Annotated in this window: 18 protein-coding genes and 3 pseudogenes; 5 read left to right on the top strand and 16 right to left on the bottom strand. The window is 61.5% G+C overall.

What is annotated here, in order from left to right:
* Positions 1-2: 2 nt before the first annotated feature.
* On the bottom strand, positions 3-959 hold the full coding sequence (locus QFZ41_RS13090; protein ID WP_429199165.1) for an AraC family transcriptional regulator: 957 nt from the start codon (positions 957-959) through the stop codon (positions 3-5).
* Between the two features lie 169 nt (positions 960-1128).
* On the opposite strand from QFZ41_RS13090, the gene QFZ41_RS13085 reads away from it, so the two are divergent.
* Positions 1129-1863, top strand: coding sequence for an SDR family oxidoreductase (locus QFZ41_RS13085; RefSeq protein WP_429199164.1), 735 nt, complete (start codon positions 1129-1131; stop codon positions 1861-1863).
* 15 nt (positions 1864-1878) lie between these two features.
* On the opposite strand, the gene QFZ41_RS13080 is transcribed toward QFZ41_RS13085, so the two are convergent.
* From QFZ41_RS13080 to QFZ41_RS13070, 3 genes are all read right to left on the bottom strand, one after another.
* The gene (locus QFZ41_RS13080; RefSeq protein ID WP_429199163.1) at positions 1879-7440 is read right to left on the bottom strand and encodes an autotransporter domain-containing protein; all 5562 of its coding nucleotides are present in this window, start codon (positions 7438-7440) and stop codon (positions 1879-1881) included.
* 659 nt (positions 7441-8099) lie between these two features.
* Positions 8100-9062, bottom strand: coding sequence for a hypothetical protein (locus QFZ41_RS13075; protein WP_429199162.1), 963 nt, complete (start codon positions 9060-9062; stop codon positions 8100-8102).
* Between the two features lie 182 nt (positions 9063-9244).
* Entirely contained in the window at positions 9245-10144 is a 900-nt protein-coding gene (locus QFZ41_RS13070; RefSeq protein WP_429199161.1) for an AraC family transcriptional regulator, read from the bottom strand.
* A gap of 98 nt (positions 10145-10242) precedes the next feature.
* On the opposite strand from QFZ41_RS13070, the pseudogene QFZ41_RS13065 reads away from it, so the two are divergent.
* The 3 genes and pseudogenes from QFZ41_RS13065 to QFZ41_RS13055 form a co-directional block, all read left to right on the top strand.
* A pseudogene (locus tag QFZ41_RS13065) lies at positions 10243-10602 on the top strand (SDR family NAD(P)-dependent oxidoreductase); the annotation flags it as partial.
* A gap of 73 nt (positions 10603-10675) precedes the next feature.
* A protein-coding gene (locus tag QFZ41_RS13060; protein WP_429198854.1) for an IS3 family transposase occupies positions 10676-11784 on the top strand; the annotation gives its coding sequence in 2 pieces (ribosomal slippage) (positions 10676-10937 and positions 10937-11784; 1110 coding nt in all).
* An 18-nt stretch (positions 11785-11802) separates the two neighbouring features.
* A pseudogene (locus tag QFZ41_RS13055) lies at positions 11803-12189 on the top strand (SDR family NAD(P)-dependent oxidoreductase); the annotation flags it as partial.
* Here the strand turns inward: QFZ41_RS13055 and QFZ41_RS13050 are convergent.
* A complete protein-coding gene (locus QFZ41_RS13050) occupies positions 12176-12571 on the bottom strand; it encodes a winged helix-turn-helix transcriptional regulator (protein ID WP_429199160.1) in 396 nt (131 codons plus the stop codon). The pseudogene QFZ41_RS13055 and the gene QFZ41_RS13050 sit on opposite strands and share 14 nt — an antisense overlap.
* A 50-nt stretch (positions 12572-12621) precedes the next feature.
* Between QFZ41_RS13050 and QFZ41_RS13045 the strand changes: the two genes are divergently transcribed.
* Complete coding sequence (locus tag QFZ41_RS13045; RefSeq protein WP_429199159.1) at positions 12622-13218, top strand: hypothetical protein; 597 nt, start codon at positions 12622-12624, stop codon at positions 13216-13218.
* Here QFZ41_RS13045 and QFZ41_RS13040 read toward each other — a convergent pair.
* The 11 genes and pseudogenes from QFZ41_RS13040 to QFZ41_RS12990 form a co-directional block, all read right to left on the bottom strand.
* The gene (locus tag QFZ41_RS13040) at positions 13190-13786 is read right to left on the bottom strand and encodes a hypothetical protein (protein WP_429199158.1); all 597 of its coding nucleotides are present in this window, start codon (positions 13784-13786) and stop codon (positions 13190-13192) included. The two genes, QFZ41_RS13045 and QFZ41_RS13040, sit on opposite strands and share 29 nt — an antisense overlap.
* Before the next feature lie 43 nt (positions 13787-13829).
* A complete protein-coding gene (locus tag QFZ41_RS13035; RefSeq protein ID WP_429199157.1) occupies positions 13830-14255 on the bottom strand; it encodes a hypothetical protein in 426 nt (141 codons plus the stop codon).
* A gap of 61 nt (positions 14256-14316) precedes the next feature.
* A complete protein-coding gene (locus QFZ41_RS13030; RefSeq protein WP_429199156.1) occupies positions 14317-14778 on the bottom strand; it encodes a hypothetical protein in 462 nt (153 codons plus the stop codon).
* A 549-nt stretch (positions 14779-15327) separates the two neighbouring features.
* The gene (locus QFZ41_RS13025; RefSeq protein ID WP_429199155.1) at positions 15328-15708 is read right to left on the bottom strand and encodes a hypothetical protein; all 381 of its coding nucleotides are present in this window, start codon (positions 15706-15708) and stop codon (positions 15328-15330) included.
* A 749-nt stretch (positions 15709-16457) separates the two neighbouring features.
* The gene (locus QFZ41_RS13020; protein WP_426285603.1) at positions 16458-16754 is read right to left on the bottom strand and encodes a hypothetical protein; all 297 of its coding nucleotides are present in this window, start codon (positions 16752-16754) and stop codon (positions 16458-16460) included.
* Positions 16755-16798: 44 nt separating this feature from the next.
* Complete coding sequence (locus QFZ41_RS13015) at positions 16799-17155, bottom strand: hypothetical protein (RefSeq protein WP_426285604.1); 357 nt, start codon at positions 17153-17155, stop codon at positions 16799-16801.
* A gap of 459 nt (positions 17156-17614) precedes the next feature.
* Positions 17615-18690 (bottom strand): IS3 family transposase gene (locus QFZ41_RS13010; protein ID WP_429198855.1). Its coding sequence is split into 2 segments (ribosomal slippage): positions 17615-18432 and positions 18432-18690, totalling 1077 coding nucleotides; the frame shifts between segments, so codons are not numbered across the junction.
* Positions 18691-19131: 441 nt separating this feature from the next.
* A pseudogene (locus tag QFZ41_RS13005) lies at positions 19132-19377 on the bottom strand (transposase); the annotation flags it as partial.
* Positions 19378-20078: 701 nt separating this feature from the next.
* Positions 20079-21107 (bottom strand): RHS repeat-associated core domain-containing protein, encoded by a 1029-nt coding sequence (locus QFZ41_RS13000; protein ID WP_429199154.1) that lies wholly within the window; start codon positions 21105-21107, stop codon positions 20079-20081.
* 237 nt (positions 21108-21344) lie between these two features.
* Positions 21345-21794, bottom strand: a complete 450-nt coding sequence (locus tag QFZ41_RS12995; RefSeq protein ID WP_429199153.1) for a hypothetical protein — start codon at positions 21792-21794, stop codon at positions 21345-21347.
* A 549-nt stretch (positions 21795-22343) separates the two neighbouring features.
* Entirely contained in the window at positions 22344-25133 is a 2790-nt protein-coding gene (locus QFZ41_RS12990; RefSeq protein WP_429199152.1) for an RHS repeat-associated core domain-containing protein, read from the bottom strand.
* Positions 25134-25135 lie beyond the last annotated feature (2 nt).

The following is a 25135-nucleotide window of genomic DNA, read 5'->3' as shown; positions in this document are numbered from 1 at the left end:
ACTCAGGAGATCAGCGCGTGCCGAACAGCCGGCACGCGCTGAACGGAGGGCGCAAGGTCGAGCAGGTCCTTCAGTTGTCGCGTCTCGTCCACCGGGCTACGCCCGAACAGGCGCTTGAACTCGCGACTGAACTGCGAGGCGCTCTCGTAGCCGACACGCTCGGATGCCGTGGCCGCACTGAGGCCGCTGCGCACCATCAGCAGGCGCGCATGGTGCAATCGCATCGCCTTGATGTACTGGATGGGCGACGTGGTGGTCACCGCTTTGAAATGCGTATGGAAGGTAGGCACGCTCATGTTCGCCTCGCTGGCGAGGGTGGCGACATCGAGCGGGCGCGCGTACTCCGTATGAATGCGACGCAACGCCTTCGCGATCCGCCCGAAGTGACCGCCCTGTGTCAGCGCCGCGCGCAACCCGCCACCCTGCTCGCCGGTCAATACGCGATAGGTGATCTCGCGCACGATGCCAGGCGCCAGCAGACGCGCTTCCACGGGATCGGAAAGCACTTCGAGCAGCCGCAACGCGGCATCGCCGAGACGGTCGTCCAGGGGCGTGGCGAACAGGGTGGCCGGCGGAACGTCCGCTTGCGGGCGGAGATCGTCCACGGCGAGCACCAACTCGGCGATCGTCGCAACATCGATGCGAATAGCGACACCCAGCATCGGTTCCTCCACGCTGGCCTCCGTCTCGATCTCGAAGGGCAACGGCACCGCCAATGCGAGGTAATGCTGCGCATCGTAGACGTAGGTCTGCCCGCCATGGAAACCACGCTTGCGGCCTTGCGCCACGATCACGATGCTCGGCTCGTACAAGGCCGGCGTGCGCACCAGGGGCCGGTTGGAACGCATGAAGGCGACACCGTCCACGGCGGACAGCGTATAGCCCTCCGAGGGCGCCAACCGGACGATCAGGTCGGCCATGCGGGCACGGCGGGCTTCGATGGAAACGGGCTGGGACATGACGAGGCGGCAGGGTCGGCGGCGATAGGAATGGGATATACGCCCGCGCCACAAATGCGTCAATCTTTGGCAATCCATAGGAAAAGGCAAGAACAAGCAAGGATCAGGTCTTAGCGCCGGCAGCCCTCCTTCCTAGCATGGCTTCCTCGAAAACCAGAGAGCCACCGCCATGAACACGCAAGCATCCAAGGTCATCCTCATCACCGGCGCCAGCAGCGGCATCGGCGAAGCGACCGCCCGCCACCTGGTCCGCCAGGGACACCGCGTCGTGCTCGGCGCGCGCCGGATCGAGCGCCTGCAAGTGCTCGCCGAAGAACTCGCCGGGGAGCGCGGCCACGTCGCCTACCGTGCCCTGGACGTTACCCGCTTCGACCAGATGCAAGCCTTCGCCGATGCCGCCGAATCGACCTTCGGCCCCGTCGACGTCATCGTTAACAACGCGGGCGTCATGCCGCTCTCGCCGCTCAACGCCCTGAAGCTGGGCGAGTGGAACCGCATGATCGACGTGAACGTGCGTGGCGTGCTGCATGGCATCGCCGCCGTGTTGCCGGGCATGGAAGCACGGCGCCGCGGACACGTGATCAACGTCTCGTCCATCGGCGGCCATGCCGTCTCGCCGACGGCCGCCGTGTACTGCGCCACGAAGTACGCCGTGCGCGCCATCTCCGATGGCCTGCGCCAGGAAACCGACTGCATCCGCGTCACGGTGGTGTCACCCGGCGTCGTCGAGTCCGAACTCGCCGATACGATCTCCGACGAAGCCACGCGCGATTTCGTGAAAGCCTACCGCCGCGTCGCCATCCAGCCTGATGCCATCGCACGGGCGATCGGCTACGCGATCGAACAGCCGGACGACGTGGACGTGAACGAGCTTATCGTGCGGCCGACGGCGAGCCCTCATTGAGGGCTCGCCTAAACGTCAGAACGCCCAGCTCAGACTCAACCGCGCCGACTGGTCCTTCGCATCGCCCGCGAACTGCCCGCTATACGTCGCATCGACCGTAACGCTCGGCGCAGGCCGGAAACGCAGCCCCGCCGTGACCACACCCGCATCGTCGGCGATGGGAGCGCCCTGGATGTCGAAGCTCGTTCCGGTGCCGGCGAAGCGCATGCGTGCGGTGGAGTCGACGTCACCCCAGGCATGGCGCCAGCCCAGGCTGCCGAAGACCGCCGTGCCGGCGTCACCCAGCTTCGCCTCGCCGCGCAGCCCGAGCGTGCCGAAGGTCTGGTGCGAGCGGTCGGCGTCGACGTCGAGGGCGCCGATCGAAGCACGCTCATGGACGGTCGGCGTGCGCAGTTGTTGGTAAGCCACGTTGACGAACGGTGCCCAAGAGCCGCGCGTGCCGTCGATGACGTACGCGCCTTCGACATAGCCTTGCGCGGCGTGCGCATCGTCATCGCTGCCGATGCGGGTGGAGAGATCGCCAATGGTGGCCGTGCGATGAGTACGGATCTTCTGCTGGCCGTACAAGGCGCCCGCCTGCCACTGGAACGCATCCTCACGCCCACCGGCGTACAAACCGGCGGTACGCGTGCGCACGTCGGCGGAAGCATCACGCGCAGGCGTCGAGGCCGAGATCTGCCCCGTGCCGAGCGCGAAGCCGACACGCGTGGTCGCACCGACGACGGTATCCGCACCCACCAGCAAGCCGCCGCCGCTCGCGCTCATGCGTGCGGCATTACCATCGCCGTCGTGGTTGCCCCAGTGCCCCCAGGCGGATGCCCAGGCCGAAACACCCTCGCTTTCGCTGGCGGCACCCGCATTGAGCAGGTGGTTGTTGATCGCCTCGCGCTGATAGCGCTGGTCGTCAGCGATGGCGGTGCGCATGCTCGCGTGGATTTCGCCGGAAAGACCGTCGAACGCAGCCCGTGCGCTGGCCGCGTCGAGACGCAGGATGGCGTCGTAAACAGACGCACCGGCACCAAGCGCTTCCGTCGCGCCCGCCACTGCCCGCTGGTTGCGCGTGATCGCCACATCCGGGAAGGCCACGGCATTCCGACGAAGCGTGAGGTTGACGGCGTTAGCCGTGTACGCCAACGAGGGAGCGAGGAAGGCGAGGTCCGTGGAGACGGCACCGAACGTACCGCTCACGCCGTTGGCGGCGGAGAGGATCGTATACGTGGTGGACGTGCCCCAGTCGCCACCCGTGCCCAGGCTCACCACCGACCCGCCCGCCAGGCTGGCGTGACCCGCGACGTCGATGCGATCGCCCTGCCCCGCATCCGTGACATCCACGGTGTAACGCGTGCCGGCCGCCATGGTGAGATCACCCGTGAACGAGAGCGTCGCAGGCACGCCTGCACCGCCGGGCGATACTTCGGCCCCCGACTGCAATGCGACACTGCCGCCCGTTCCCGTGCCGGTAAGAACGGTGCCACCGGCCATCGACAGAGCACCGCCGAGCTTGCCATCCAACCGCAGCGTGCCGCCGGTGAAGTCGGTGTTGCCCGTGAATGCGCTGCTGTCGCCGGTAAGGTGCAACGCACCCGCGCCAAGCTTGCGGAACGCACCCTCGCCGGACAACGCCCCTGCATATGTGACATCGTCCGACCGATCCAGCAGCAAGGTGCCGTGGTCTACGATGTCACCGACGACCGAGCCGTGCGTGCCGCCATCGCCTACGTGCAACGTGCCGGCATCGATCGTCGTGGTGCCGGTGTAGGTGTTGTCGCCGGTCAGCCGCAATGTGCCCGTGCCGGTCTTGGTGAAGCCACCCGCTGCCGCGGCATCGGCGACGACACCGCCGAGCGTGGCCGTATCCGTTCCACCGACGTCGATCGAGGAAGTCCCGGCCAGACTCATCGCGTTCGTCAGCGCGAGGCCGTCCATCGCGAAGGCCAGCGTGCTGCCGGCGCCCAGCGATAAGGCACCGGAACCGATCGCACTGCTGTCGCCGAGGCGCAAGGTTCCCGCGCTGACCAGTGTGCCGCCCGTATAGGCGTTCGCATGGTCGAGCACGAGCGTGCCCGCGCCGCCCTTCTCCAGCGCACCGGCACCCGTGATGTCACCGTTCCACGTGAACGCGTTCGAGGCGTCGGCGATATCGACAGCACCGCCGCTGGTCAAGGCGAGGTCGCGGCCGGTCGCTACATAGGTGGTGCCCGTCACGCGCAGGGCGCCGCCGTTCAAGACGATGCCGTTCGCGGCATCGCCCAGGTTGCGGTCGTCGCTGACGGACAGCGTGCCGCCGTTGACGGTCGTGTCGCCGGTGTACGTGTTGATGCCGCCGAGCACGAGGGTGCCCGCGTCGTTCTTCGCCAGGCCCTGCGTGCCTTCCAGCACGGCGTCGATGGTGGCGACGTAGCCGGCACTCGTGGCGCTGCCGTCACCCACGCGGATGATGGGCGTGCCGCTGGTGGACGTGAGCAGGATCGGATCGCCACTGAGCCGATAGCCATCGCTGAGGAACTGCATGCCGGTCGTGCTCACGTGGCCCGATCCGCCGTCGACGGCAACCTCGCCCGCCGCACCGCCGAAGACGGCGAAACCCGGCTGAGGCGACATGGCGCCCGTGAGGCTTCCGTCCTGGTCGGTCCACGTCGGCGACGTGCTGGACCAGGTACCGCCGCCACCGCCCATCTGCGTGGGAGTGGCCAGCCCATTGGCGTTCCAGAATTGCAAAGTGGTGTTGGAGACGTCGAGGATATTGATCTGCTTCGCGCCGGTCAGCGTCTGCAACTGCAGCGTGTGCCCCGCCGGCGTCGTGCCGAACAAGAGGCCGCCGTTGGTAGCGGTCAGAGCGCCGGTGTACGAGAAGATGTTGTAGACACCAGGACCCATGCCACCGGCATCGGCCACGTCCACAGTGACGCCGTTCAAGGCGAGATCTCCGTTCACCACCACCTTGTCGCCGTTACCCGCTGCGCCGAGTTCGACGTCCATGTGGGCGCCCTGCGCCATCGTCAGGTCGCCGTCGACGGTAAGCGTGCCGATGGAGTTGCCCGGCGAAAGCACCGACCCGGTGCTCATGGTCACGTCGCCATCGATGCGCCCATGGCCGCCGAGGGTCGCACCATTGGCCACGCTCACGTCGCCCGCCAGCACGGCGTTGCTGCCCGCGACGCTACCGACGACCAGCTTGCCGGCCTGCACCTGGGTGCTGCCGAGGAAGGGCGTGGCGTCGCCGTCGAACAGGAGCGTGCCGCTACCCTGCTGGATCAACTGACCATTACCACCCAACGCGCCGGTGAAGCTGACGGTACCCGAGCGATTGAAGGCCAGCACGCCGTTGTTGGCCACGTCGGACAACAACGTGCCGGTGGCTCCCCCGTTGCCGATGGTGAGCGCGTTTCCGGCGGTGATATCCGTCACCAGATCCGCATCGATCGAGCCGGTGACCACGACGCTCGATGGCGAGTTGAACGCGACGCGCTGGGCGACTATCGCTCCCGTCACGGTCAACGGTGTCGAACTGGTCACGCGGAAGTTGTTCGCGGCCACGTCGCCGATCACGCTGATGGCGTTGCCCGCGGACGAGAGCGTGACGTCGCCGGCGGTGTCCGCCGTCAAGGTGTTGGTCGTGATCGCGCCGGCGATCTGGGCCACGCTACCGAGACCGTTGTTCAGTGACACCGATACGGGCGCGCTGACATCGCTGGTCAAGGTCATCGTGCCCAGGCCGGAGAGGGCGACCGAGCCGGTGGCGTCGACGGTGCCGAGGAGCAGGTTGCCACTGCTGGACAGGCTGATGTCGTGACCCTGCGCGGTGACGGCACCGCCGAATGCGTTACCCGCGTTGTTCAGCGAAACATCGCCGTTCGCGGTGAAGGAACTCGCGCCCGATATGAGGAAGGCGCCCGATTGCGTGATGTCACCCGCGGTCGTGGTCAGGCTGAGCGTCGCGGCTTCGATACTGTTGGCCGTAAACGTGGCCGAGGCCGCGGTGAGGCTCGACAACGCCTGATTGCCGCCGACCTGGCCCAGCAGGGACGCATTGCCCTGCGTGTCGATCGTCAGGTCGTGCGAGCCGTCGACCGCGCCTAGCACGTTGATGTTCGCGGTGGTCGAGCTCTGGAGCGTACTGTCGCCAGCCAACGTGATGGGAGACACGTAGCTCTGCGACCCCGTGGACTGCACGATTCCGTTGAGTGTCGTGCCACCGGCATGACCGAACGTCAGTGAACCGTCGACATCGACGGCGTGCAGGCTCAGCCGGTTGCCACCATTGCTGGTGACGTTACCGGTACCGATGATCGATGCGATGTCGAGCACGCCGTTGCCGGGCGTCAGCGTGATCGATGCATTGCGGGGGGTAGCGCCGTCGAGCTTCACGGCGTCGATGGATACGTTGCCTGCCGCGACTACCTGTGCGCTACCGCCATCGGCCACTTCGAGGGCGCCGTGGGCGGCCGAGCCCGGCTGGAAGGTCAGCAGATTGCCTGTGCCGTTGAAGAGGACCGCCGTCGCATACCCGCCACCTGACGTGATACCACCGGCGATCGTTCCGGAGTTCTGGATGTGCGCATCCTGCTGGGTCACCACGCCAATGCCGGCGGCCCCGTTGCCGATGGCGTTTCCGCCTGCGATGAGTGCGCCGCTGAGGTTGGCAAGCCCGAACCGGACATTCTGGGCACGGATGCCGGCGCCGGAATCACCGTCCAGACCGCTCGTCTGCGCCGTGCCGCCGGCGCCGCCGGCCCCACCGCGGATCGTGCCACTGTTGGATACCAAGGCGTCGGCGCCGAAGAGCAGCGCACCGTCGCCACCGCCGCCACCGCTACCGCCGAACGCGATTCCCGTGGCCTGCGATCCGCCTGCACCGCCAGCGCCGCCCACGATCGACGAACCCGGAACGACCTGGAGCTGGTTGCTGTCCCCGAGCATGACGACGCCGGTACCGCCACCACCGCCGCCACCGCCACCCGCCGCGCTGTTGGCACCGGGGACTCCCCCGGTGCCACCCGCGCCGCCAGTGACCGGAGCATTCAACAGAACCGAGTAATTGGCGTTCGCATAGACGCCCGCGCCACCGCCACCACCGCCGCCGGGAACGTGAATATCGGGGGTGCCGTCTCCACCGCGGCCTCCCACGATGGGCTGCGTCGTGGAAACGGTACCGACCGCGCCCCCGGCACCACCGGGGACGAACACCGAGCCGTTATCGTTACCCGTGCCACCGGCGCCACCCACTCCGCCGCTGGCCATGCCACCGGCGACCGGGAGGATGCCGGAACCGCCCGTGATCCATCGCGCGAAACCTCCCTGGCCGTTACCCGCTCCACCCGCGCCTGCCCGGTCGATGACGGCCGCGCCACCCTGTGCGCTGCATGTCGTCGTATCGGTCGGCTGGCAGGCCTGAGCCATGGCCGGCGACCCCACGGCCCACAGGGCGGTCGCCAGGATGGCGCTCCACAGCGGGTGCAGTCGCGGGGCGGTCGCACCGCCTCCGCCCATGCTGCCGGCACGCGACGACGAAAGCTCGGAAGCGACCTGCACGACACGCAGCGCCCCGTTCCATACGAGATGGTAAATGCGGTTCATCTGGATTCCCCCATGACGCCAGCACCCCCTGCGGGGCTGGCGCGATGGCGCATCTTACCGTCGTTTGGGATGCGGGGTGGCCCGGCGCCTCGGAGCGCGGGGCGGCTTAACCTAGGGGGCGAAGCGCTGCCGCAGGCGTGACACCACCGCATGGTTCGCCGCTGCCATTTCGCGGAAGCCGCCACTTATTTCCACGTGTACCGCCACAGCACTTCTTTACCTTGCCTCACAGCACTTATGTGCGGAACATTTTCGATGGGGCCGCAGCGGGTTAGACATCGGCGACCGCGGGATCTGCATAGACCCCTCGCCTATCCGATTGTCAACACTTCCCGGCCTGGAAGGATCGTATTTCCTCCAGCTCAGATTCTGAAACCACGGGAACCGCTATGGCGCGTGCTCGGAGTACATCAATGAGCGCGTCCAAATTTATAGCAGTCTTCGCGTCCTGGACATCAGCAGTCTGGCTATCTAGTTCACGGGAGACCCACGGATGAAAAGAGATCGCTTGTTTCAACTCGAGGGTGAGCTGTGCATTGTAGCCTGGTGCCGAGTATCGAATGGCGGCATCTCCGGCCGCGTCATATCCGCGCCAAGGTGGCCGCGGCCACAGCAACTCTTCGTTCTGGACGAAGACCGTCAAGAGTCATCAGCTCGCTCTACGGGGCGTGCAGGTCAACCGAAATACCTTCGGGCCTGTCATCTGGTCTACCGGGGTGAACGTAGACTCTGGCACCACTCACACTCGCCTTCGCTGCATTTGTGTGCAAATGAATTATTGCTGGCGCAGAGGTATGGTTTGCATAGAGGGGGCGACTCACAATATCTTCGCGGCGCTCCCTATCCGCGAGCGCGGACGAAGAAAGTGAGTTCCAGATACCAGGTTGGTCGGGCAACGATTGCTCCAGAAAGTACCTGGCGCCTATCCTCCCCCATGGCAAACCGCTCGGCTTATGCGTCAGTCCTGTCTGCGGACGCAGTTGCACGGAAGGAAACCCATTGAGCCTCATGTAGTACATGAGTTCTTCCGCGAATTTTGGCGTGACATCATCCTCCAGAATTCCGTTCGAGAGAGCTCGATGAGGCCTCCAATCGCTGTACTTGTAGTTGTAATAATGGCCGTGTCCTGCCGCGATAACGACTGGCGCCACGTCGATAGGATCAACCGATGATCGACGCGCCCTATCGCTAACCACCGATATGGGATCGTCACCCATGATCTCGTCCAGTGACTTTCCGCCATACGTCCACGTGAACATCCATCGGCCCGTCACCCTAGTCTGCAAGGACTCGATCTCCTCCTCGATAGCCCGATGGAGATCCACCATTTCGGTGAAGCCGGCTTCACCGGCCAAGCGATCCTCCATGTCCAAAGCGATCTTTTTACTCTCTGCATCCAAGGAAATATGAATGATTATCGGGCGGTAATCGTGCTCGAACCACGACTGACCGTTGGCCGTGTCGTTGGCGATCTTCGCGATAGCCTCTCGAAGCTCACTGGACTCGGAGACATCATAAATCCGACTAGCGTCTTCTTTGGCGAATACAGCAGGAACGTTGGCGAGGGCAAATGTTCCGATCAACGGAATGAGAAGACGTAAGCAAGCACTTTGGTTTCGCATGGATATCCTTTGAGCGCCGCACATACGGCTTGCTCATAATGGAAATCCAGAGCGGTATATGATGCCCGCGTCGCGGTCTTTGCTTCGACGGATTTTTCTTACGCTAACGCGGGCGAGCCCTAGCTATAGAACCCAAGCTAGAACCGTTTCGAAGGAGTTACGGTAAGGCTATAGACATTTGCTCATACCACCTCGCGCGCAAACCGCGTAGGCGGCATCCCCACATACCGCGTAAACGCCACACTGAACGTACTCGCCGAGCTGTATCCCACGCGCTCGGCCACCTCCGCGACATTACCTTCCTTGTCGCGCAGTAGCTTTTTCGCCAGGGCCATGCGCCAGGCGAGCAGGTACTCCATCGGGGCGACACCGACCGCGCGGTTGAAACGTTCGAAGAACGCCGAGCGCGAGAGCGCCGCCTCTTTCGCCAGCTGCGCCACCGTCCACGAACGGGTCGGGCTCTCGTGCATTAGCCGGATCGCCGTGGCAAGTCGCGTGTCGGCGAGGCCGCGCAGCAGGCCGGGTGATGCAGAGGTGCCAGCGGACGATCGCAAGGCTTCGATGAAAAGCACTTCGAGAAGCCTTGCGAGAATGACGTCGCGCGCCGGTCGCTGTGCGCGCGACTCCTCACCCAGCAGCCGCACCAGCGTCGCCAGTCTCCACTCGCCGCGCACGAGCACGAGTTCCGGCAGGAGCGAAACCAACAGGGCCGCGTCGGGTGAGCCGAAGACACAATGGCCCACCATCATGCGCACCTCGGCGGGCACGCCCGTGTCGCCGAGCCGATATTCGCCATCATCCCCTTGCACGGGCACGGCCTGGGCGATCCCCGGTTCCGGTGGATCGAGGCTCGTCACCGTGAAGCCGTGTGCCGAAGGAATCAGCACGAAGTCGCCCTCCTGAAGGACGAGCGGTTCACGGCCATCGATGATCAGGCGGCTCGATCCTTCCAGGATCACGCAATAGAAAGGCTGCCCGTGTTCCGCACGGCGCACATGCCAATGCCCTGCCCCGCTGCTTACCTTCGAGAGCCGGGCGTCCGGCTGTAGCAGCGAGACGACTTCGGCGAGCGGATCGGTCATGTCCGGACTCCTGCAAACGTTTCGTGGACTTTACATCGTATCCAGTCCGGCGAGGGAGGCCTATCGTTCCAGCCCTGCCCACCCCACAGGAGTCCTCCATGAAAACCGTCCTCATCACGGGATGCTCGTCCGGCTTCGGCCTGGAGATCGCCCGCTACTTCCTCGACCGCGACTGGAACGTCATCGCCACCATGCGCACGCCACGCGAGGATGTCCTGCCGCGCTCCGAACGCCTGCGCGTCATCGCGCTCGATGTCACCAAGGCGGAAAGCATCCGTCAGGCCGTGGAAACAGCCGGACCGATCGACGTGCTGGTCAACAATGCCGGCATCGGCATGCTCAACGCGCTCGAAGGCACGCCGATGGACACCGCGCGCGAGATCTTCGAGACCAATACGCTCGGGACCTTCGCCACGACGCAGGCGTTCGTGCCGCAGTTCCGCGAGCGGCAGTCCGGCTGTCGCCTCCCCGTAAACTTACTCCAGACATAACTCGAGGTCTCCGGGCAAAATAGCCCCAAGGAGACCCATCATGCGCAAAAGCAAGTTCACCGAGAGCCAGATCGTCGCGACGCTAAAGCAAGTCGAGGGCGGCAGGCAGGTCAAGGACCTGTGCCGTGAGCTCGGCATTTCGGAAGCGACGTATTACGTCTGGAAGTCCAAGTACGGCGGCATGGAGGCATCCGACGTGCATCGGCTGCGCGACCTGGAAGCCGAGCACAACAAGCTCAAGCGCATGTATGCGGATCTGGCGATGGAGAATCACGGACTGAAAGATCTCATCGCAAAAAAGCTGTAGACCCGGCGCACAAGCGCCCGCTCATTACCTGGTTGGTCGAGCACCATGGATGGAGCGAGCGTCGGGCCTGTCAGGCACTGGGCTTTTCGCGATCCACGCGGCGCTATAAAGCGCGTGTCGATCGCGACGAGCCAGTCATCGCGCTATTGGCGGAGCTGGCGGAGCGCTTCCCGGAGCGCGGCTTCGACAAGCTGTTTCAGATCATTCGCCGCCGCGGCTTGCCGTGGAACCACAAACGGGTTTGGCGCGTGTATTGCCTGATGCAACTGAATCGCCGGCGGCGCGGGAAGAAGCGCGTCCCAACGCGTCATCCGCTGCCCTTGGTTGCTGGTGAGTCGATCAACGGGAGCTGGTCGATCGACTTCATGTCCGACGCGCTCTGGGATGGTCGCCGGTTCCGAACCTTCAACGTGATTGACGACTTCACTCGCGAGGCACTGGCCGTGGAAATCGATCTCAACCTGCCTGCTTCACGTGTCATTCGGACACTTGAGCGGGTCGCGGCATGGCGCGGATATCCCTCGAAGCTTCGCCTGGACAACGGCCCGGAGTTCGTGGCCCTCGCGCTAGCCGAATGGGCAGAGCGCAAAGGGATCGCCCTGGACTTCATCGAGCCCGGGAGGCCGATGCAGAACGGCTTCATCGAGCGATTCAACGGCAGCTTCCGGCGAGGCGTACTCGATATGCACGTCTTTCGGAACCTGACGGAAGTGCGTGAGCAGGCCGAACTCTGGCTGGCTGATTACAACCGCGAGATCCCACACGACAGCCTCGACGGGATGACACCTGCCGAGTTCAGGCAACAAAACGATCCGGCTGCCTTGGGTTATGGTTGGCACTAACTAACGGGGGGTCGACACGGCGTGGTCGTGAACGTCACCTCGACCGTCACCTTGCGTTCGCTACCCCTGCTGTCCGTCTACACGGCGAGCAAGGCCGCGGTGAATGCCTTCACGGAATCGCTGGCGTTGGAGCTGGAGCCGTTCAACGTGCGCGTGCGGCTGGTGCTACCGGGACGCGCGCCGGACACTCGCTTCGCCGAGAACGGGCGGACGCGCATGCAGCACGGCTTTCCCGAACCCTATGCCAGCTTCGCGCAGCGCATCTTCGAAGGATGGGCGGAGTCGACGGAGACCACGCAATCCGTGGACGTCGCCAAAGCGGTATGGCGGGCGGCGAACGACCCGTCGAGCCCGATGCGCATCCCGGCGGGCGCGGATGCCGTGCGATGGGCTAACGAGGCTTGATGGCCGTGCTGCACGCCATGGCATCGGTTCGCGGCAGCACCGACAGGCGTTGCAGATGTCCCTCGCCCCACAGGCGCACGGATTCGATGATCGGCAACAGGGTTTGCCCGTAGGGCGTCAGTTGGTAGATCACCGGCGCAGGGACCGCGCCTGTGGGCGTACGCACGACGATGCCGTCGGCTTCGAGCTCGCGAAGTTGCTCGGCCAGCACCTTGTGCGAGATCGGCGTGGCACGCCGTTCCAGTCCGGCGAAGTGCAGCTCGCCATGCGCGAGCCAATAGAGAATCGTCAGCTTCCACTTGCCGCCGATGGCCGCAAAGGCCGCCGACAAGGGACAGCCTTCGATCGGTGCACGGTTACCTGCAGGTGCCTTCTTGTTCATGATCCCCTCGCGCTCGCATCCTTCCCGCATCGCACCGACCGGGAAGAACCATGCAAAACACCCTGCGATTCCGCTTCGGCAGTGCGCTGCTCGTGCTGGCATGGCTGACTATGTACGCGTTGGCGATGCCTGCGCAAGCCGGTTCCAGCGCCACCCCGTCAGACGGTCAGTATGATTTCGACTGGGAAATCGGCACGTGGAAGACTGAATTGCGCCGGCTGGCCAAGCCACTGTCTGGGTCCAGCGAGTGGGTGGAATACAGCGGGACCAGCGTGATCCGCAAGGTACTCGACGGCCGGGCGAATCTGGTCGAGTTGCGAGTGGAAGGACCAGGTGGGCGTATCGAAGGCGTGAGCCTGCGCCTTTACAATCCACAAGCCAGGCAGTGGAGCTTGAATTACGCGAGCGTGCGTAACGGGGCGATGACGCAGCCGGTGTATGGAAGCTTTCGGGAGGGGCGTGGGGAGTTCTTCGGGCAGGACAGCCTCGATGGGCGGGCGATCCTGGTGCGGTTCGTCATATCGAAGGTGTCGGATGATTCGGCGCGGTTCGAGCAGGCGTATTCGGTGGATGGGGGGCGTACGTGGGAGACGAATTGGATGGCGGTGGATACTCGAATTACTTCAGGCCATGCAGATTCGCCGTAAATCCAGATTCGCCGTTCCCGTCCTCCAATACGGCCCAACCTTCGCCATCGAAGACGGAAACGAACGCTGTGATCGGACGCGAATGTATCTCCGGCCCTGCCACAAGCCACGCGACCGAGTAAGCTCCGAGCATGGTGGCCAGGCTGCGGCGAATAAGCTCGGGATCGACTTCGCGTCCCGAGAACCGTACCCATACGCGCCCCTTCAACTCATAGACGCGGTCGCCGAATTTCCCCCGGAGCTTCTCGAGTTCCGATGGGATCGCGAGGGGGAGCGGCACGTGGAGAGACGTCCCGGTATCGATGGCCAGGAAACTGGCCATGGCCATTGCAAGCGCTTTGTCGACTGTAGGCGCCCCCGTGACCGACGGCCTTGGCGGACCTGGCGGAAGTCCATGCGAGAGGTTGTCAGGTATTGCACCGTCAAACTCTTGGCGCACAACGATCACTGCAGCTTCTTCAAATGCTCCATGGCCTACGGCGGAAGAAATGCCCAAGATTTCAGTATCTTCAAGAAGGACCTGTCTGAGAATTTCCTTCTGCGATAGAGAAGGTTGCACGCGCTTCATAAGAACACCTTATGCGGTAGCCTCAACGGCTTACGCAGCCTTACTAGCTAACCAAGAAGTCCTTCACCCGTCGGTTCAGGAAAAAATAAGCGCTCAAAGCTGCAACTTGCAAAGCCACGAAGAGAAGATCAAAGAAATAGTCATCACGAGAGTAACTCACGCCGTTGATCAGTTCGATAAAGTAGCCTGCAATGTAGAGCCCCACGACGCTTAATATGTAGGTCAGTCGACCAAGCCGGTGAGCTTTAAGTAGCAAGATTCCCGCGCTGAAGAAAAGGCAAACAGCTACAGCGAATACTAGCCCGCTGCCGTTGGTCCACCAGTCCTCTAATCCCACCCTCCTCTGGCCGACAACGGCACCGCCTGGGACGATCGTCGCAGCTATAAGCAGCGCTGACATCAGCGAGAACAGTGTTAGGGCCTTGAGAGGCCCTGGCATTCTTCGAAAGTTAGCGACAAGGTCATTCATGTCTAGTCGCCTAAAACCTCAATGCCTGTCGACCATCCAATCCCAAAAGCTTTCGGCGAGGTCAGATTACCGCGGTCATCCGATTTTCGACCGTTGTATCCTTAGCCCCACATTGTGCCCGCCGCCGAGTTGCCTGTCGTGTTGCCATTGGCGTCATATGTGCGGGTAGCCGTCCCATGTTCGTGAGCCAGAGAGTGCCTGCTTTGTACTTGTAGATACCGGTGTAAGCGCCCGGGGCTGCTTTGCTCCGGCGGTTACCCGTCTGGTTGTAGGCGTAGGCTTCAACGGCATGACCTGCTGCATCATTAACAGCCGTGAGGCGGTAATGGGGATCGTAGGTATAACTCGCCGTACCGCCGCCCGACTCGCTCTGGTCCTCGTTCTTCGACACCTTCCAGTAGCCGACCATCCAGGGCTCGATACCTGCAGAGGGCGCGGTCGACCGGGCCGATGCCACTGCATGGCTTGAGCCAAGGACAGAGAGCAGGACAAGACCCGGCAAAGTTGTCAACCGACGCTTCATTTCATCCCTTTGGGAGCTGAAGGCTCCTTACTCTTATTGCTTGACCTAGACGAATCGCCAACGCTACAGAACCCTCGGGCGAAACGAGCCGCCTGATTCGATCACCGATACCTCAAGCGCAGCTTCCGCCTTCAGTGACAACAGGAGGGGAGCCTCAATATCTGGCGGCAAATCCTTGGTCCACGCGATTGCCCGCCCATCCTTGAGAAAGGCAATCCGCCGCATAGGACTTGGAAGCCCCCTCCGACGCAGAAGCACGGACAAAATCGCACGAACTCCGATCGACGTATCGATCATTTGAGGTGTGCCGACGGCCTTACCAAGGAAAGTCCTCGTGAAAGTCACCCGCTTCCCGTCAACTTCGACTCGTTGTCTTTCAAAACATATCCAAATGGCAGCACCGCCCGTAAGCAGGCAAATCCATGGTGTAGCCGGCCACTCGAGAGAGAAAGCCAGACCTGAAACGGCAGCGAGCGAAAAACAGGACGCGATGCGGCCACGATGTGGAATGGAAAAAACAGCCACCTGGCTCTCCCGGATGCAGTCAACTCAGTTCTGTTTCGGCATCGGCGCCGTTGAGGTACCGATACCCAGAGCCGCATGCTCACCCACAATATTGCCCGATACGTGGGTCCAGACGACAGCACCGGTCGAAGACGTAACCGCACGGGGCGAACCGAGGCCGTCCGCCGCAATGAAGCCGAGGGAAGCACCATCAGCCACGGCCAGTGGGATGCCGGCAACGGCGATGTAGTCGCGCCGCGTCGAGCCCGATGCTTCGGAGACCAGTTGGCTCGTCTGGTCATAGACAAAACGCGTGGTCGTCGAGCCATGGTTCTTGGCGACCCGCTCATTCATGGCGTTGTACACGTAGGTTCCAACGGTCGCGCCATTTTGTGTAATCGTCGAGGTGAACACCAATAAACTCATACTTGGCCCTTGCCCCTTGGCAAAGTACGCGCCGGCTTTTTTACAATGTCACGCCCTTCGGCTCGAGCGGTCTACAAATCTCTGGACCGCCCACGCCTGGAGGTAATTGAAAAGCCAATTGCGGTAATGATTACGCCAATCAAAACAGAATTTGCTAGTAGCAAAAGAAAGAGCATTTCCCCGCTCGAATGCGAACCATCACCTTCAACAAGACGAAGAAAATCAAAAATTGGAAAGCCGACAACGTAGTCCGTCCAATTTATCCAGTCAGTGCATGTATTCGACGCCCCGCATCCAATAGCTCTGGAAAGCCAATATAGAGAAAGACCAAAATGCACGAAAGCGGAAATAGAGAATAGAAGCAACAATTTACGGTTTCGAGTCATTCTTCTTCCCAGTAAGCGTTTTTAGACGTGTCGGGGTCCCGGTGCGAGGGATAAAGCCTTCGTGCCTTGTGTCACTCCAGTCGACATGGCTTCCACCAGGATCAAGGATATCGTTCGGAACGGACGGTAGCAGATGCGGCTTGTGCACTGGCACCCCTCCCTGAATCAGGGTGTCGTAGACGAAGTCAGCACAGTTATTCCTTAAAGCGCTATACGAGCGGCAGGTCCCGGATGACCGATAGGTTCATCTTGCTTCCTTCCTTTATTTCGGAACGCGAGCCGTCGAAGTACCGGCTCCAAGCGCCACGTGCTCGCCCAAAATGTTGCCGGACACATGCACATAAACTCCGCATTCCTTCCAACTCACATCCAGTGTGTTGCCGTGACGGCCACCACCACGCACATGATACAAGTGAGAAAAGCCATCCAAACCCTGCGCCGCAAGGAAAGCCCTTCCGCACCCAGGCCCGGCATCAGCATTGCATTGAATGGATCGCTCAAAGGAGCCTGCTTTCTCCCTGCTCTGTCACGAACGTTGATGCGCATGAGCTTTACAGCACCGGTGGCAGCCCAGAAAAAGCTGGCGAAACCGAGAAGCGCGCTGATCAGGAAAAGTGCTTTAAACATTTGGAGTAACGGCGGAGTTGTGACGAGTGCCACGCCATTTCGGCAGGGCCCAACCGGTTGCTTTCGACATGGGCACTCTAGGCCGGAGCAACCTGCGTAGTAAAAAGTCGATGGGCCACGTACCTGCACACTACTCCCGTTATGAGCATCGATGGCACGAGAAACCACCATGTTTTAAGCAGGAACATGGCGTCTGTCGATGAACGTACAAAGGCCAGCAAAACGCCTAACGGAAGGGAGATTACGGCAAGCGTTCCGGCAGGTGCGACTGCAGGTGAAACGAGAAGGATGCCCAATGCAATGAATGCTGCACGCTTACGATGGTTAGGCCAAGAAGATTTTTTCAGTGGATAGAAAACGAATGCCAATAAGCCGACGCCAAGCACTAGCTCCATGATGGAAATAAAAACAAGAATCAACACAACGGAAAGCATCGGCATAGTCCTATGCAGGAGAGCGCTAGTAGCCATCGTTCGAACCGTATGGCACTCATTTGGCCAAGGCCCAATCGATGCCCCCAATGTAGCCCAGCTTCAATAGGAGCATCAGTGTACACAGGCGGCGAAGCTATCCATGGACCAGAAATGTTGCCGTCCACAGTGCTCCACACTCCGTCAGGTGAATCGGTGCGCAGCCCATGCCGAACAGAGTCCGAAGGCAAGGCAACCGGGAACCCCCGACATACCGATCATCGCGATTTACTGGCGGGGATGAGAGTTTATATTGATGTTCCCATAGAGGTCAGCCCGGAAGCTGATCTTCGCGTCCTTCGGATATGCAACATCAAGATGCGTTGCGTCAACCCACGACATATCCACCGTAATTGCCGAGGGATTGTGTTCGGAGGACGACGTCCCCCCGCCTTCAGTAGCGGTCCGATTTTGAGTCCGGGATTAATGTAACTGTTTCGCGTAAGCAGCGGGAGTCAGTCCGCCGAGTGCTTTCTTCGGTCGCTCCTCGTTGTATTCCCGTCGCCAGTTTTCGATCTCGGTTCGGGCATGCAGAAGGCTGGGAAACCAATGTTCGTTGAGGCATTCATCGCGAAGCCTTCCGTTGAACGACTCGATGTAGGCATTCTGGTTCGGCTTGCCAGGCTCGATCAGTCGCAGCTGCACGCCGCGTTCGTGCGCCCATGCGACCATGGCCTTGCCGCAGAACTCTTTTCCGTTGTCGCTGCGAATGATTTTCGGCAGCCCCCGAGTGACGGCCAGGCGATCCATGACACGCGTTACGCCGATACCTGAGATCGCCCGCTCAATCTCGATGGCGACAGCCTCATGCGTGGCGTCATCGACGATCGTCAGGCATTTCAAGACGCGCCCTTCGGCGGTGCGATCGAAGACAAAATCGATGGACCAAACTTCGTTCGCGGCCGCGGGCCGGAGCAGTGGCTGCCTTTCGGCCGGAGGTACCTTTTTCCTTTTGCGCCGACGCACCTGCAGGTTCGCCTCCTGGTACAGGCGCTCAACTCGCTTGTAATTGACCATCTGTCCGGTCTGGCGGAGCTTGAGGTAGATCATGCCGACGCCGTAGCGTTTATGGCGATTCGCCAGCGCGCAGATCATCTCGCGCAGCTCGACATTGGGGTCGGGCCGCGGTTCGTATCGGTAAGCGCTTGCGCTCATGCCGGCGATCGCCAGCGACCGGCGTTCACTCAGTTCCTTGCCGATCAGATAGCGCACCAGCTCGCGCCGGTCCGGTGCGCTCACCATTTTTTTCGCAGAGCTTCCCTGATGACCTCATTTTCCAGAAGCTGCTCGGCCAGCAGCTTTTTAAGGCGTCCGTTCTCCGACTCCAGGTCCTTCAGCCGCTTGGCCTCGGGCACGCTCATGCCGCCGAACTTGCTTCGCCACAGGTAGTACGAGGCCTCGCTGAAGCCGTGTTTGCGGCACAGATCCTTGATCGGCATGCCGGCCTCGGCTTCACGCAGGAAACCAATGATCTGCTCTTCGGAAAAACGCTTCTTCACGTCCAATCTCCTTCTGGTGGGGGATTGAACTCGAAACCGGGGCGCTACTCAAATCTGGGGGGACGTCGAGGAGACTTCAAAGACCAGTATCTGAACCGGCTTACCCTCTCCGTCCGCGCGTGCAACATCCACCGTCGTGAAGACGGCAGCCGTTCCCGGTCCGCTGTACTGGGTTGTCTTTGCCACCACGATACTGCTTCCATCGAGGGAACGGAGATCTTTTCGCCAAACCACGGCGGAGTCGTCACTGCAACCTGCGAGTGAGACACCCAGTGTCAGGGAAAGAAAGGAGAGCTTCAGAAAACCGGCGAGGAGGGCGTCAACTTTCGGAACTGTCAGCGGACGGTGCATAGGTTTCCCATTTTCTCGTCGTTGTAGCCACGAGTAATGTTGTCTACATTCGATTGGGGAATATGGGGATAGTCTTTGCCCATTTGCTTATTCCTTCAGCCCGTGGTTCTCCATCGCCAAATCCGCGTACATGCGTTTGAGCCTGTTGTGCTCCGCTTCCAGATCGCGCAGACGATGAACATCCGACGCCTCCATGCCACCGTACTTCGATTTCCAGGTGTAGTAGGTCGCCTCGGAAATGCCTAGCTCCCGGCACATGTCCTTGACCTGCCTGCCGCCTTCGACCTGCTTAAGCGTCGCGACGATCTGGCTTTCGGTGAATTTGCTCTTGCGCATCGTGGGTCTCCTTGGGGATATTTTGCCCAGAGACCTCGGTTTATGTCTGGAGTAAGTTTACGGGGGGGGGTCGACAAGTCACTCGGAACTCGCCATTTTTCATGCTGCCCCCTTCCTTTCTTTCGGAATCCGAGCGTTACAGCGCATGACGAAACTATGAATAATGGCGCTGCGTCTTCGATGACTAGAGATTGCCGGGCGAATCCTTCTCTACGCGTTTTTCCACCCTTCCCTCCTTGTCGTAGTACTCAACGACCCAGCGTTTTTGCCTCTGGTCAAAGTTTTCCACGAAAAAGATTCGCCCCCATTCAGCAGCCATGGACGTCCCAGCGATTTTGCCATTCCCATCAAGACAGGCTTTGGTGACCCCGGCTTGTCCCCAAGGCCCGTAGGTGGTTTTACCAGGAGGATTGCAGACATACCCGGGCGTGGCGTCTAAAACTGCTCGGTCCTCCTGTCCATGGCAACCTGCGAGAAGAATGGCCAAGGCCAACGTATACCGAAGTGAGAACCTCATTTGTAGGGATCCGACAAGTAGGGGCTGGGTATAGGCATAGGCCGATCAAACGGATCCTGTCCGTTTGACTGGTCCAGCACGTCACGAACAAAAGAATGACAGTAGTTGACTGGCGGTACGAACCGGCCCAGAGGCCTTCCCGGCGAAATCAACCGGTTAACGGATGCTTCGTCTGCACCTGGAACTAGGCGGCATTCCGCGTTTGACCCCCACTACGATTGCCATGGGGCACTGTCTCAACCCGACTTCCGAGAAAATCGTACTGGTTACCAGCGTTCGCACCGGCTTTCGCTGTTCCCATTCCCGCCTCCTGAGTATCGGTTTTCAGCCAATAGTGATCAATGGGGCCGAACTTGCCTTCAAAGGCTGGATCTCTACAAACCCAAACATCCAGTCCGAGCATGTCGGAATGCGCCAGGGGATTGCCCAGGGCATACGCGTAAGTGCTCATTCCTCCCTCGAGTCCAATGGGATCGCTCTGTAGATACCGCCCCGTCCCCGCATCATAGCTGCGATTGAGGTTGTATTTGAGTCCGGCTTCCCCGTCCGCGTACTGGCCTGGCAGCCGGAGGTTCAGTACATAGCCCGTGCTCGAGACCGGCCGGTTCTCGCCAAACGGGTTGGTTGCGTACGGCCAGTTCCAGACGACAGCACCGGCCGACGATGTGACCGCGCGGGGCGAGCCAAGGCCATCCGCCGTGATGAAGCCGAGCGACCCACCATCGGCCACGGCCATCGGGATACCGGCAACGGCAATGTAGTCGCGCCGTGTCGAGCCCGATGCCTCGGAGACCAGTTGGCTCGCCTCGTCGTAGACAAAACGCGTCGTCGTGGCACTCAAGGACTTCGACACTCTCTCGCCAAGCGCATTGTAGACATAAGTGCCAACCGTCGAACCGTTCTGCTGGACAGCCGTCATGCGGTTTCGGCCATTGTAAACGTAGCCCCACACGACACCGGCCGCCGAGTTGCCAGTCGTGTTGCCGTTAGCGTCATACGTGCGGGTAGCCGCTCCCATGTTCGTGAGCCAGTGCGTGCCTGCCTTGTACTTGTAGGTACCGGTGTAAGCACCCGGGGCGGTCTTACTCAGGCGGTCACCCGTCTGGTTGTAGGCGTAGGCTTCAACGGCATGACCTGCTGCATCATTAACAGCCGTGAGGCGGTAAAGGGGATCGTAGGTATAACTCGCCGTACCGCCGCCCGACTCACTCACCCGGTAATGTTGCCCATCTCGTCGAGCGAAAAGTGGAGTTCGAGGGCCGGGGAGACGATGTCGGTAACCCGGTAGTTGCTGTATCCATTGTGGCTCCCGCTCGGTTTTACTGCTGGGGATGCGACCTGATATTGATTTTTCCGTAGATATCCGCCCGGAAGTTGAGCTTTGCGTTCTTTGGATATGCAATATCAAGATGCGTGGCATCAATCCATGACAAAGAGTCGGAGCACTAGGTCAATTCCCTTCGTGGGGCGCGACCGGTCCCGGATGACCGATTGGGCCACTGGGGCAAGGGTTTCCGGGAAGCTTGCTATAGGTGGCATTTCGTTGGGTGCGTGTGGAAGTGAAGGTCAGGTTGCCCTGACCATCGGGCTTGAGGATGAACCCGATGGGCCCCTTTCCAGGCAGGATGAGCCGGGTGAATATCTCACCGTCAAACACATGCGCCCTTCCCCGGACGTCCACCCCGCAGCCGATGCCCTGCATAATGTATGTCCCATCCGCTCCAATGCCGAAGGTATCGGGTGGCAACGGGTCCTCGTTCTTCGACACCTTCCAGTAGCCGACCATCCAGGGCTCGATACCTGCAGAGGGCGCGGTCGACCGGGCCGATGCCACTGCATGGCTTGAGCCAAGGACAGAGAGCAGGACAAGACCCGGCAAAGTTGTCAACCGACGCTTCATTTCATCCCTTTGGGAGCTGAAGGCTCCTTACTCTTATTGCTTGACCTAGACGAATCGCCAACGCTACAGAACCCTCGGGCGAAACGAGCCGCCTGATTCGATCACCGATACCTCAAGCGCAGCTTCCGCCTTCAGTGACAACAGGAGGGGAGCCTCAATATCTGGCGGCAAATCCTTGGTCCACGCGATTGCCCGCCCATCCTTGAGAAAGGCAATCCGCCGCATAGGACTTGGAAGCCCCCTCCGACGCAGAAGCACGGACAAAATCGCACGAACTCCGATCGACGTATCGATCATTTGAGGTGTGCCGACGGCCTTACCAAGGAAAGTCCTCGTGAAAGTCACCCGCTTCCCGTCAACTTCGACTCGTTGTCTTTCAAAACATATCCAAATGGCAGCACCGCCCGTAAGCAGGCAAATCCATGGTGTAGCCGGCCACTCGAGAGAGAAAGCCAGACCTGAAACGGCAGCGAGCGAAAAACAGGACGCGATGCGGCCACGATGTGGAATGGAAAAAACAGCCACCTGGCTCTCCCGGATGCAGTCAACTCAGTTCTGTTTCGGCATCGGCGCCGTCGAGGTACCGATACCCAGAGCCGCATGCTCACCCACAATATTGCCCGATACGTGGATATATGCACCACATTCGCTCTTCGTCTCGTAATATCCCCCACCAACGGACAGACCGCCCCACGGGCCCAGGACGGGTAGTCCGACGTTAAATTCGGCAAGCTTGATTGTCGTCGACTCTTCGCCGAGCATTTTCTCGACACCGACGGCGCCGGCGACATAGTTCTCGTTGGTTCCAACAGCAGTCAGACCCGCACCGATGACGCCTGCAGACCAACCATCGTCCGGGTTGTAACCTACCAGCGCAACGCCCTCAGCGCCGACTCTGGCAGGGCCGTTCGTTTCTCCCTCGATAGAACCAAAGACAAACGGTTTGTTGACCTGATGGACCTGACCGCACCACGCTGGGTTCAGCATGCACTGGGAGTCGTCGAGGCCCAATGGGTCGATGAGCGCCAGCGGGTTGCCTTCGACATATCCATAGGTGCTCGGTCCGGCAGCAAGGCCGACCGGATCGCTCTCAAGATACCGCCCCGTCGCCGCATCGAAGCTGCGATTGAGATTGTATTTCAGTCCGGCTTCCCCGTCCGCGTACTGGCCTGGCAGCCGTAGGTTCAGCACATAGCCCGTGCTTGAAACCGGCCGGTTCTCGCCAAACGGATTGGTCGCATACGGCCAGGTCCAGACAACAGCACCGGTCGACGACGTCACCGCGCGAGGCGAGCCGAGGCCGTCCGCCGTAATGAAGCCGAGGGAAGCACCATCAGCCACGGCCAGCGGGATGTCGGCAACGGCGATGTAGTCGCGCCGCGTCGAGCCCGATGCCTCGGAGACCAGTTGGCTCGCCTGGTCGTACACAAAACGCGTAGTCGTCGAGCCATGGCTCTTGGACACCCGCTCGTTCATGGCGTTGTACACGTAGGTGCCAACGGTCGCGCCATTTTGTGTAATCGCCGTCATCCGATTCCGGCCGTTGTATCCGTAGCCCCACACTGTGCCCGCCGCCGAGTTGCCTGTCGTGTTGCCATTGGCGTCATACGTGCGGGTGGCCGTGCCCATATTGGTCAGCCAGTGCGTGCCAGCCTTGTACTTGTACGTCCCCGTGTAGGCCCCCGGCGCCGTCTTGCTCAGGCGGTCCCCGGTGGGGTTGTACGTGTAGGCCTCGACTGCCGTACCGGTCGCGTTCCTGACGGAAGTCAGCCGGTAGAGCGGGTCGTAGAGGTAGCTCGCCGTGCCGCCACCCGACTCGCTCACCCCCGTGATGTTGCCCATCTCGTCGAGCGAGAAATGGAGCTCGAGAGCCGGGGAGACGATGTCGGTGACTCGGTAGTTGCTGTCGTAGGTGCGGGTGACCGTCTGCCCGTTGCCGAGGGTGTAGGCCTGCATGGGACCAAACGGCAACCAGGTGATGTTCGAGGCAATTGTTTGCGCCGCGCCTGATACCGGCGTCACCGTCACACCGGTGACCTGCCCGAGGCTGTTTCGGATGTAAGCCACCACGGCGCCGCCAGGCCGGGTCTCGCTCTGGACACGGTCAGCAGGGGTGTAGACGTAGTGCATGGTGTCGGTCACCGTGCCTTGCGTCTGGCGCTTGTCTGTCACGTTGCCCCGGGCGTCGTAGCAGTAGCTCGTGGTCACCCCGTTTTCGACGACCCGGGTCAGGTGGCCCACGGGTGACGAGGCAGCACACCCGGTCACCGTGTTGGCCTCGTCGTAGAAGTAGGCCACGTTGAGGCTGGCATCGGCATAGGTCGCCGAGGTCATCCGGTTCAGGGCATCGTACCCATACGTCGTGACGATTCCCTTCGCATCGGTCTTCGTGATGCGGTTGCCTGCCGCATCGACCGTGAACAGCGTCGTTCCCGTATCCGGACTGTGGATGCCGGTCAGATCCCCCAACCCATTGTGATCGTAGACCGTATTGAGACCCGACGGGTCGCTGATACCAGCCACGTTGTCGCTGGCGTCGTACTGGGAAACCGTCTGGGCGTTGGCTGTCGCCGTGTTCGTTCCGTTGTAGTCGTTGATGGTGCTGACCAGACGGCCGAGCGCATCGTATCCCTGCTTCTGCTGCACGCCCTTGGCATCCCGCGCGTGCACCGGCTTGCCTTCTGCGTCATAGCCGTCTGTGGTGTCAAACGACAGCACGGTGCGGTTCAAGGCATCCGTGACCGTCAACAACTGGCTCAGGCTATTGAACGAGCGCGACACCGTTCGGCGGACCGCACCCGAGGCATCGAAGGTCTCTTCCTTGGTCCGGTTGCCTGCCGCGTCCAGGGTGTAGTGGATGCGGTTCCCGGCCCCGTCCGTGATGTCGGTCAGGCGACTGGCGTCATCGAAGGTGTAGTGGAGCACCACGCCATCGGCGTCGGTGGTCTGGACGACATTGCCCACGGCATCGTAGGTCAAGGTCGTCGTGGCGGGCGTGCCGGTTGCGTCACGCACGACCGTCGACAACCAGCCTTCGGGGGTGTAGGTCATGGAAGTGACCACCCCGTTGGCGTCGACCGCTTGCCCCGGATTTCCGTACGTGTCGTAGGCACTGTAAGTCGTCACGTGACCCAGCGCATCGGTCAGGGTGGCCAGACGCCCCTGCGCGTCGTAGGTGTATTTGGTGACGTCGGAAACGTCCGTCCGGGGGCCATCGACACTCGCTACCAGGCCCTGGGTGTTGTAAGTGACGGTGGAGACGCGGTCAGCAGCCGCGGCGTGGCTCATGGCAGCGCACAGGGCGAGGGCGAGCGGGGTCCAGCGCAATCCCTTCATCATGT

This window comes from Luteibacter sp. W1I16, assembly GCF_050434905.1.
GTDB lineage: Bacteria > Pseudomonadota > Gammaproteobacteria > Xanthomonadales > Rhodanobacteraceae > Luteibacter.
The sequence above is the reverse complement of the archived record's forward strand: the minus strand, read 5'-3'. Positions and strand labels throughout refer to the sequence as shown.

Bases quoted from the DNA above. Each gene is read 5' to 3' on its own strand.
- QFZ41_RS13090 (WP_429199165.1), bottom strand. From the start codon at position 959: ATGTCCCAGCCCGTTTCCATCGAAGCCCGCCGTGCCCGCATGGCCGAC.
- QFZ41_RS13085 (WP_429199164.1), top strand. From the start codon at position 1,129: ATGAACACGCAAGCATCCAAGGTCATCCTCATCACCGGCGCCAGCAGC.
- QFZ41_RS13080 (WP_429199163.1), bottom strand. From the start codon at position 7,440: ATGAACCGCATTTACCATCTCGTATGGAACGGGGCGCTGCGTGTCGTG.
- QFZ41_RS13075 (WP_429199162.1), bottom strand. From the start codon at position 9,062: ATGCGAAACCAAAGTGCTTGCTTACGTCTTCTCATTCCGTTGATCGGA.
- QFZ41_RS13070 (WP_429199161.1), bottom strand. From the start codon at position 10,144: ATGACCGATCCGCTCGCCGAAGTCGTCTCGCTGCTACAGCCGGACGCC.
- QFZ41_RS13050 (WP_429199160.1), bottom strand. From the start codon at position 12,571: ATGAACAAGAAGGCACCTGCAGGTAACCGTGCACCGATCGAAGGCTGT.
- QFZ41_RS13045 (WP_429199159.1), top strand. From the start codon at position 12,622: ATGCAAAACACCCTGCGATTCCGCTTCGGCAGTGCGCTGCTCGTGCTG.
- QFZ41_RS13040 (WP_429199158.1), bottom strand. From the start codon at position 13,786: ATGAAGCGCGTGCAACCTTCTCTATCGCAGAAGGAAATTCTCAGACAG.
- QFZ41_RS13035 (WP_429199157.1), bottom strand. From the start codon at position 14,255: ATGAATGACCTTGTCGCTAACTTTCGAAGAATGCCAGGGCCTCTCAAG.
- QFZ41_RS13030 (WP_429199156.1), bottom strand. From the start codon at position 14,778: ATGAAGCGTCGGTTGACAACTTTGCCGGGTCTTGTCCTGCTCTCTGTC.
- QFZ41_RS13025 (WP_429199155.1), bottom strand. From the start codon at position 15,708: ATGAGTTTATTGGTGTTCACCTCGACGATTACACAAAATGGCGCGACC.
- QFZ41_RS13015 (WP_426285604.1), bottom strand. From the start codon at position 17,155: ATGCTTTCCGTTGTGTTGATTCTTGTTTTTATTTCCATCATGGAGCTA.
- QFZ41_RS12995 (WP_429199153.1), bottom strand. From the start codon at position 21,794: ATGAAGCGTCGGTTGACAACTTTGCCGGGTCTTGTCCTGCTCTCTGTC.
- QFZ41_RS12990 (WP_429199152.1), bottom strand. From the start codon at position 25,133: ATGATGAAGGGATTGCGCTGGACCCCGCTCGCCCTCGCCCTGTGCGCT.